At 44.4% G+C, this 8,972-nt stretch carries 8 protein-coding genes; 4 read left to right on the top strand and 4 right to left on the bottom strand.

All coding sequences use genetic code 11. The features are described from left to right. Window positions 1-543: 543 nt before the first annotated feature. The gene (locus IQ257_RS04405; protein WP_193872483.1) at window positions 544-1,848 is read left to right on the top strand and encodes an SWIM zinc finger family protein; all 1,305 of its coding nucleotides are present in this window, start codon (window positions 544-546) and stop codon (window positions 1,846-1,848) included. Window positions 1,849-2,123: 275 nt separating this feature from the next. Continuing rightward, window positions 2,124-3,986, top strand: a complete 1,863-nt coding sequence (locus IQ257_RS04400) for an NAD(P)H-quinone oxidoreductase subunit F (RefSeq protein ID WP_193872482.1) — start codon at window positions 2,124-2,126, stop codon at window positions 3,984-3,986. Here the strand turns inward: IQ257_RS04400 and IQ257_RS04395 are convergent. Continuing rightward, on the bottom strand, window positions 3,973-4,146 hold the full coding sequence (locus IQ257_RS04395; RefSeq protein WP_193872481.1) for a hypothetical protein: 174 nt from the start codon (window positions 4,144-4,146) through the stop codon (window positions 3,973-3,975). The two genes, IQ257_RS04400 and IQ257_RS04395, sit on opposite strands and share 14 nt — an antisense overlap. A 15-nt stretch (window positions 4,147-4,161) precedes the next feature. On the opposite strand from IQ257_RS04395, the gene IQ257_RS04390 reads away from it, so the two are divergent. Continuing rightward, on the top strand, window positions 4,162-5,664 hold the full coding sequence (locus tag IQ257_RS04390) for an NADH-quinone oxidoreductase subunit M (RefSeq protein ID WP_193872480.1): 1,503 nt from the start codon (window positions 4,162-4,164) through the stop codon (window positions 5,662-5,664). A gap of 200 nt (window positions 5,665-5,864) precedes the next feature. Beyond that, window positions 5,865-7,169, top strand: a complete 1,305-nt coding sequence (locus IQ257_RS04385) for a CO2 hydration protein (RefSeq protein WP_193872479.1) — start codon at window positions 5,865-5,867, stop codon at window positions 7,167-7,169. A gap of 87 nt (window positions 7,170-7,256) precedes the next feature. On the opposite strand, the gene IQ257_RS04380 is transcribed toward IQ257_RS04385, so the two are convergent. The 3 genes from IQ257_RS04380 to IQ257_RS04370 all read right to left on the bottom strand — a co-directional run bounded on the left by IQ257_RS04380 (window position 7,257) and on the right by IQ257_RS04370 (window position 8,950). Beyond that, entirely contained in the window at window positions 7,257-7,622 is a 366-nt protein-coding gene (locus tag IQ257_RS04380; RefSeq protein WP_193872478.1) for a hypothetical protein, read from the bottom strand. Window positions 7,623-7,854: 232 nt separating this feature from the next. Continuing rightward, entirely contained in the window at window positions 7,855-8,061 is a 207-nt protein-coding gene (locus tag IQ257_RS04375; RefSeq protein WP_193872477.1) for a hypothetical protein, read from the bottom strand. Next, window positions 8,054-8,950, bottom strand: a complete 897-nt coding sequence (locus IQ257_RS04370) for an AAA family ATPase (RefSeq protein WP_193872476.1) — start codon at window positions 8,948-8,950, stop codon at window positions 8,054-8,056. The genes IQ257_RS04375 and IQ257_RS04370 overlap by 8 nt, the downstream gene beginning before the upstream one ends. Window positions 8,951-8,972: the final 22 nt, after the last annotated feature.

Genomic DNA, 8,972 nt, shown 5'->3' with positions numbered 1-8,972 from the left:
AAACAATTGCTCGGTACATCAATGACCCACATCATGGTTGAAAAAGATAGTAGGCGGTTAAAACCGCTACCTCGCGTTCCTCTCTGGTCTAAAGACGCAGAGTTTCCCGCATCGGAGGTACTCTGATGAACTTTACTACCGTGACCTAGGGTTGACAAAACTGACCTCTTGTGTATTAAAAGGAGCGTAAACCGTAGGGCAGGCGTCTCGCCTGCCATTGACACCTACGGATTGACAGGCAAGATGCCTGTCCTACGACGGGATAATTTATTTTTTGGAGTGCTAGTAGCCGCTTTTAGGAGCCTATTTTACCGCTCAAAGCTTAGTGTTAGATGCGGACGATTCTTTTTACTCGATAGTTAGCCACCAACTGGTACTTTAGACCTGGAATATTTGTTGAGCATCTGTCTTTAGGGGAATGGCAGATCAAAAGCGATCGCAACCATCTTCGTAGCACAGGCATCTTGCCTGTGCCATATCCTGATCCTTCCAGTTAAGAATACCCCATGCTACAACAAAGCAATACCCGCAAAACGTCAGCGAATGCCCATTACCCTGAGTCCTGAACAAATTCTGGCACTCGCCCCCGATGCCAGTTCCGCCAAGAATGGTAAAGGCTTGGCAACACCACGCAAGTGGCAGGAGTTAGGAACCTATGAAGAAGTGGTTTGGGGAGAGTGCAAAGGCAGTGGCAGTAAACCCTATCAAACTCAGATTGATTTAGTAGAAACGGCTTTTAAATGCAGTTGTCCGAGTCGAAAATTTCCCTGTAAACACGGACTAGGTTTATTTTTACTCTTAGCCAGTCAACCGGATGCCTTTACCCAGCACCAACCCCCCGACTGGGTAAATGAGTGGCTGATAACCCGCCGTCAAAAACAAGCAAAAAAGGCAGAAAAATCAGAAAAAGTTACCGATCCGGTTGCCCAAGGGAAACGTGCGGCTCAACGTGAGGAAAAAGTAACCGGTGGCGTGCAAGAATTAGACCGATGGTTGCGAGATTTAGTCCAGCAGGGATTGGCGACACTGCCAGGACAAGATTACAGTTTTTGGGATACAGTGACTGCACGAATGGTTGATGCTCAAGCACCAGGATTGGCGCGTCAGTTACAAGAAATCTCTGGTATCCCCCACACGGGTGCAGGTTGGGTGGAGCGCTTGTTGGAGCGTTTGGGGCGTTTGTATTTGTTACTAGAAGGATTTCAACGGTTGGAAACGCTACCTCCTGCAACTCAAGCAGACATCCGCACCGCTATCGGTTGGACACAAAAAGAGGAATCCGCTTCATCTATGGTGCGCGATCGCTGGCTGATTTTAGGACAACGGGTGGAAGAACAGGATAAGTTGCGAACTCAACGCACTTGGTTATGGGGACAAGATACCCAAAAATCAGCACTAATCCTCAACTTTGCCTATGGCGACCAACCTTTAGATACTAGTCTTTTTCCCGGTACTGTTCTAGATGCCGAGTTGGGATTTTTTGAGAGTGCTTATCCCCTTAGAGCGGTTGTCAAAGTGCGTCACGCCCCACCCACGCCGCTTTTAGAAATGCCTGGGGAAGGTGCGATCGCTTCTGCCTTTGCCAAATACACAAAAGCATTAGCTTGTCAACCCTGGATTGAGCAATTTCCCTTAACCCTGCAAACTGTTATTCCTGAACACGATAACGGTGGTTGGGCATTGCGTGACTCGGTTAACAATAGAGTACTCCTCACCCCCAGTTTTGAAGACTGTTGGCAGCTAGTAGCCCTGAGTGGTGGACATCCTATTACGGTGTTTGGAGAATGGAATGGCGATCGCTTTCTGCCCTTGAGTGCTTTTGCTGAGAATCTGTTTATCTCTGTTTAGCTGCAAGCAACCTCTTACCGATAACCTAACTATTGATTTGTATCTATACTTACTGTTATTTTTAACAATAGTTAACTTTAATAAGCTAAATTTAATCTTGATATTGCTAAATTGTTTCGTTGACTGACTTTTATTTTTGCCGAAGACGCCTTACACTTAAGTTAGAAAAATTAAAAAAGAATTAATTTTCGTAAAGAACCGTGTTGAACACGAGAACTCTTCAGTGTTGCTGTCACTGAGGAGAGATTTTTTGCACTCAAAATGAGGTTATGCTGATGGGTCAATTTTTCCTGCAATCTGCATGGTTAATTCCGTGCTATGCCCTAATTGGCGCAGCTTTAGCCATACCTTGGTCGCCTGCAATTATCCATCGCACGGGACCTAGACCCGCTGGTTACATGAATTTGGTGATGACGCTCATTGCCTTTGTGCATGGGTTATTCGCATTGCAAGCCACCTGGAATCAACCAGCACAAGAGATATTGATTCCCTGGTTGCAAGTGGCGGGTTTAGACTTAACCATTCCATTGGAATTATCTTCAATAACCATTGGTGCTACTCTCTTGGTGACAGGGTTAAACCTGCTGGCACAAGTTTTTGCCATTGGTTATCAGGAGATGGACTGGGGTTGGGCGCGTTTCTATTCTATGCTGGCGCTATTTGAAGCCGGAATGTGTGGGCTTGCCCTGTGCAACTCCTTATTCTTCAGTTACATGATTCTGGAAATCCTGACCCTAGGAACCTATCTACTGGTAGGATTTTGGTTCAGTCAGCCTTTAGTCGTCACCGGTGCCAGAGACGCTTTCCTCACCAAACGGGTTGGCGACTTAATCCTATTAATGGGAGTGGTTGCTCTCTTACCCATCGCTGGCACTTGGAATTTTTCAGAACTTGCAGTTTGGGCAAAGACGGCGAATATAGACCCTACAGTTGCCACCTTATTAGGGTTGGCATTAATTGCTGGTCCCATGGGTAAATGCGCCCAATTCCCCCTGCATTTGTGGCTGGATGAGGCGATGGAGGGTCCTGTTCCCTCAACGATTTTGCGTAACTCTGTGGTGGTGGCGACAGGTGCTTGGGTGTTGATTAAACTGCAACCTGTTTTAGCTTTATCGCCCTTAGTGCAAAACGCTGTAATCTTCATTGGTGCAGTAACAGCGGTGGGTGGGTCTTTAATTGCGATCGCTCAAATCGACATCAAGCGCACTCTATCCTATTCTGTCAGCGCTTATATGGGTTTGGTGTTTATCGCGGTTGGTACTCAGCAAGTTGAGACGGCATTCATCCTATTATTCACCCACGCCGTAGCCATGGCGCTGTTGGTAATGAGTACGGGTGGCATTATTTGGAATAATATTACCCAAGACCTCACCCAGTACGGCGGTTTGTGGTCGAAACGACCGATATCGGGGATTTGCTTTCTCGTCGGTGCGAGTTCCTTAGTGGCGTTACCTCCTTTTGGCGGTTTCTGGGCATTCCTGGAAATGGCAGATAACCTGTGGACGACTAGACCTTGGTTAGTTGGTGTGTTGCTGTTTGTTACTGTCTTAACCGATTTCAGCGTCATGCGCGAATTTGGTCTAATTTTTACAGGCAAAACCAAGCAGATGACCGAGCGATCGCCGGAAGTTCACTGGCCCATGGTCTTGCCGATGATGGTATTAATGGGCTTTACTCTGCACGTTCCCATCCTACTGTGGCAATGGCAACTTTTACCCAGTTGGGAAACACTCAACAAAACCGTTGCTCTGTTATTAGTGGGAGCGAGTTTACTCGGTATCAGTTTGGGTGCGACAATTTATCTGAATGACCGTTGGGAAAAACCCATCACTCTGGTTTGGAAGCCCCTGCGCGACTTATTGGCGTATGACTTTTACACGGCCCAACTGTATCGCGTAACCATTGTGTTTGCAGTGGCAGTCGTTTCTCAGATCCTCTATTGGATTGATCGCTTCTTAGTAGATGGAATTGTCAATCTGGTGGGCATTGCCACCGTTTTTGGGGGTCAGAGTTTAAAGTACAACGTTTCCGGTCAAACTCAGTTTTACGCTCTGACAATTCTTACAGGTATAGCTCTGTTTGGAGTGCTATTAAGCTGGCCTGTGTTATCTCGTATTTCACTAATTATTGGCGGATAAAAATCCGTGAGGCGATAGAATTTGCTGCAAGGGTAGCAGCGGATGTAGCGGATGAGTAAGGGGTGAAACCTGTAGTTAATTCAATCCAAATTAGGGGTATCAGTTCTCTTAAATTATTCGTTACATCCATTACCGAATCTGCTGCCAACAAATAACACATCACACATAATCAAGTATGCTGAGTACCTTACTCTGGTTCCCTGTCTTAGGCGCTGCGATTGTCGGCTTTTTGCCTGGAAATCTGACGACAAAGCGCATTCATTTTACCGCTTTAGCGATCGCGTCGGGAATTGCTCTCTGGACACTCTGGCTGTGCAGTCAGTTTGACATAACCCTTACCGGAATGCAGTTTCAAGAGTATTTACCGTGGATTCCCCAATTAGGCTTGAGCTATAACTTGGGAGTTGATGGCTTGTCTCTACCCTTACTGGGGTTGAATGCCCTATTAACCTGGATTGCCATTTACGGTAGCGGTAATGGTGTTGAACGTCCCCGGCTTTACTATTCCATGATTTTGCTGGTGAATGCAGGGATTACCGGGGCATTTGTGGCTCAGAATTTGCTGCTGTTTGTGCTATTTTATGAGTTGGAATTAATTCCCCTGTATCTGTTAATTGCGATTTGGGGAGGAGCAAAGCGCGGCTATGCAGCGATGAAATTCCTCATCTATACGGCAGTATCGGGAATTTTAATTCTGGCAGCATTTCTGGGAATGGCTTGGCTGTCAGGATCGACTAGCTTTGATTACAACTCAGTTGTTACTCAAGGATTTTCTCTCACCACACAATTAATCTTACTCACGATTCTGCTTGTCGGATTTGGTATCAAAATCCCCTTAGTTCCCCTACATACTTGGTTGCCAGATGCTTATGTTGAAGCGTCTCCACCCATCGCCATTCTCCTGGGTGGCGTGCTGGCTAAGTTGGGGGCTTATGGTTTAGTGCGGTTCGGGTTGCAGCTATTTCCTGAAACTTGGGCGCTGGTAGCTCCGGGACTATCCATTGTCGGTGTAATTAGTGTAGTTTATGGTGCATTAACTGCGATCGCACAAAATGATATTAAACGGATGGTAGCCTATAGCTCCATCGGTCACATGGGGTATATTGTCGTCGCTGCTGCTGCACTCACGCCATTAAGTATTTTAGGTGCGGTTTGCCAGATGGTTAGTCATGGTTTAGTTCTAGCAATTCTGTTTTATTTAGTGGGAATTGTAGAAGCCAAAGTTGGCACCCGCGAACTGAGTGTACTCAATGGTTTAATGAGTCCAGTGCGGGGGTTGCCCTTAACCAGCGCCTTACTGGTTTTAGGCGGAATGGCAAGTGCTGGAATTCCCGGTTTAGTGGGTTTCATCTCTGAATTTTTGGTCTTCCAAGGCAGTTTTTCAGTATTCCCCGTGCAAACAATCTTGTGTATCTTGGCATCGGGTTTAACTGCCGTTTATTTCGTGATTTTGCTCAACCGCACCTGTTTTGGCAGACTCGACAGTAATACCGCCTACTATCCTAGAGTCCATTTAGCAGAACGGGTTCCCGCTTTAGTTTTAGCGGCAATTATTTTCTTTTTGGGAATCCAACCCACCTGGTTAGTACGCTGGACTGAACCAACAACAAACGCCATTGTTGCTGCTATTCCTGTCCATCAGCAAGTTGCAATTACAAACATCCAACCTGAGCCTTAAACTAAACTTGCAACAACCTGCCAGTGGTTAAAACCACTGTCTAAAAGCTAAAGTCGCCTTAAGACGACTGCATAAGAATTTTAGTCCATTTCAATGGACTTGGTGTTATTAAACAGCGAATTAATTTCCTGGAAAATTATCAGGTTAGACGATTCTCGACTGGGCTCCCAATAAATCTATTAACAAACAACAAGAACACCATGACAGCAACAATAACCCATTCCTCTACACCCAAAGCAAAAATCCTCCCATCTAATCATGAATTTGCTAATATCATCCACCGCTTAGAAGCAGGTGGATCGATGTTACCAGATACGCCAGAAAACTTGATGCAAATCATCGGCATTTATAAGGCTTATGCCGTGCCAATGGATTTCTACTGGCGTAACTTGCTCTATATTGCAGAGCGTGTCTTTTTAGAACCCTTGCCCTTTTTCAAATACTTCCTTCCCCAGGAGTATTTAGATCTACACAATCATTACGCTGGCGATGATGCCGATTTGCGAATCTGGCGCGGTGAAGCAACTGCCCATCCTGAACTTTTAGAATTCATTGAGAAAGGCGAAACCTTCAAAATGCCCAAGTTATTCCACCACTTGTGGCACGATCGCATTAATATGGAATTTGCGGAAGCCTGTATGCGGGCGATGTTCTGGCATAGAGGGATGGGGGGGCAATTTGACCCCTATTTAGATACCGAAGAATACAGAGCCAACGCAGATAGGGCAATTAAGGCGTATTTTAAAGGCAATCCCGTAATGCTGGGGTTGTATAAGCTGTTCCCCGATATGTTCATTGAACAAGTGAAACAGCTATCCTATTACAGTAACCTGGGCTTGTTCTGGGAAGTGATGGCTCCGGTGTTCTTTGAAATGTCCGACCTCTACGACGAAGGGAAACTAACCAGTGTCCCGGAAGCGATGAACTTTTTGGTGAATGGAATTTTTGCGATCGCAGGTCGTCCGATTTACCATCATGTTTATATTCGGGGTGAATGTTACGAAATTATCCCGAAATCTAAAGGCTTTACCTGGTTATACGAAGCAGCATTACCCTATGTAGAAGCAGTATTCTATCGCACCGCTCCGTTCCGGGGTACAAAGTCCTATAATGCTCAAGCCAAGCAAGTGCCGGAGGATCAAAAAGATTTCCATTATGGAATTCTCTACGCTGATGTGTTTCCAGTCGGTACGGCGGGTATTCCTCCTACACAATTAATGCAAGATATGCTTCACTTCTTGCCCCCTTATCTGGTGGAGTACTACCGCAAACACTGCCGGGGCGAGGATGATATGTTGATTCAGTTGGGGATTACTTTCCAGCGATCGATGTATAATGTCACCTCTGCGGTAATTCAAGCCTTGCGGACTGCTCTTTATTATCCGTTGGATGACCAAAACCCGAAGCATTTAAAAGCGAATCGGCAGTTTTTTGAAGCGCAGATGGACAGATTTAAACGTCCGGAGGCACGGTTGCGGGATATTCAGTCCCAGGATTATCGGTAGGGAATTAGATCCCCCCAACCCCCCTTAAAAAGGGGGGCTTTTTTTGGAGGTGCGATCGCTCTTGTGTTTCTAGCTATTATGAATTAACTAGACTCGCTGGAGATATTGATATTTTTCGTTTTCAACACACTTTCGTAACTCATGCAGCTTTCTAAGACGGTAAGTGGCATCTTGATACTCTTTTTTTGAAGGAGAGTCTCCGAGTTGAGTAAGCATAGCATCGCTTTCCTGGGTAATCGCCTCAAGAAGAAAAGCCCTCAGCTTTTTGCGATTACCTTTACCTAATTGGACTAGAGGTAACTTTTCTTCTTCACCCTCTATCTGAATTTTTCTTGTTATGGATTTTCCTATTTTGTAAAAATCGGATTCTGACAACCAAAGTAAAAAATCCTTTGCTACTTCTACCGTAGATGGGGGCTGATCATTTGCTGTATAAAAACTGATATCTAACATTTGCCTTCCTCCTAGCCCTCAAATTCCATTTCCTGTGCCTCAGATTCCATGAATTCTTTCTCAGGTATTTCATCAACCCATTATATTTCTGCTTTATCAAGTAGAGTCCTAGCCATATTTGATATCTTCCCTGTAGTCAAAACAGCTATTACGTTACCTTTCGCAATAATTTTACGTGCGTCTACTGGACGGACATTCCTGGCTTTAATTTCAATATGTGGTTGACTCATTACTACTTACTAAATTTTTGTTTCAATTTTTGTACAATTTTCCTTGCCTGTGGAACATCTTCTATGTTGACAATCAAGATATCCCCATTTCTGTCGTACCAGTCTGTTTCCTCGCATTCAATGCCGTTATCTTGCAATTCTCTTATCACATAATTTTTAAGTCCTTCATGAACATCTATTTTCCGCTTAACGTCATCTGCATCAGTCATTAGATAGCTCCTCGGATGCTATAGATAAGTGGTCACGAGTTGAGAATCCCTTCTCAAATAATTCAATAAGCCTGTCAAGTAGGTTTCCGGAAATATCAGCGCACATCACGTCAACAAACAAAATTTTATACAGCGCCTTTATATCCCCTGTAGTGAATGAGCGGTTGCTATATATGTCGTACAGTTTTTGCAGTTCTTCTTCATTAGGCTTGTATTTTATGGGCTTATTGAGATAGTCCAGGTATGATTTAAAGTCATCCCAAGACAAGTGAGCATCAACATATTGTTTCAATGCAAATCTCCGCACAACGGCTGTATCTACTAAATTAGGAACGTTAGTAATGCCAAATACTAAAAGTTGGCTTGTTGTAGATGGATGAAGCTTATCAAGTTCTAGCATCAAAGTAGTCATCGCTCGTCGAACAGCATCATGCTCTTGAGCGCGACTCCGACTCATGCAAAAGGCATCTAGTTCATCCAGTAGAAGAAAAACTGATGATCCATCCGAACAAATATTTTTTAACTCTTGAAATATCTGCTCTAGATTCCGTGAGGACTGCCCTAAAGCAGGGTCAAGCATTTGACCAACATCAACGGTATAGAAGTTGATTTCATTAGTAACTTCTTGTTTAATCTGATCAAAAAGCAAGTAGCAAAGAGTCGTCTTGCCCGTATTAGGTGGCCCATAGAGAAGAATCGATGGAGCTAAGTCGTAAAGTCTAAAATGACTGATTATAGAATCGTCAGCAGTCAGTATAGTTTTGCAGAAACGAAAGAGATATTTCTGTAATTCATCTAACCCAAACAACTTCTGGTAAGCGATTTTTCGCTTAATTTCAGCATGAGTTAACTTTACTAATCCACTTGAACCTTGAACAATACCGTTCATATTGAAACTTCTTTCCAAATAA

Origin of the sequence: Coleofasciculus sp. LEGE 07092 (assembly GCF_015207375.1) — a bacterium.
Classification (GTDB): Bacteria; Cyanobacteriota; Cyanobacteriia; order Cyanobacteriales; family Coleofasciculaceae; genus LEGE-07092.
This window is presented reverse-complemented; position numbering and strand designations above follow the sequence as displayed.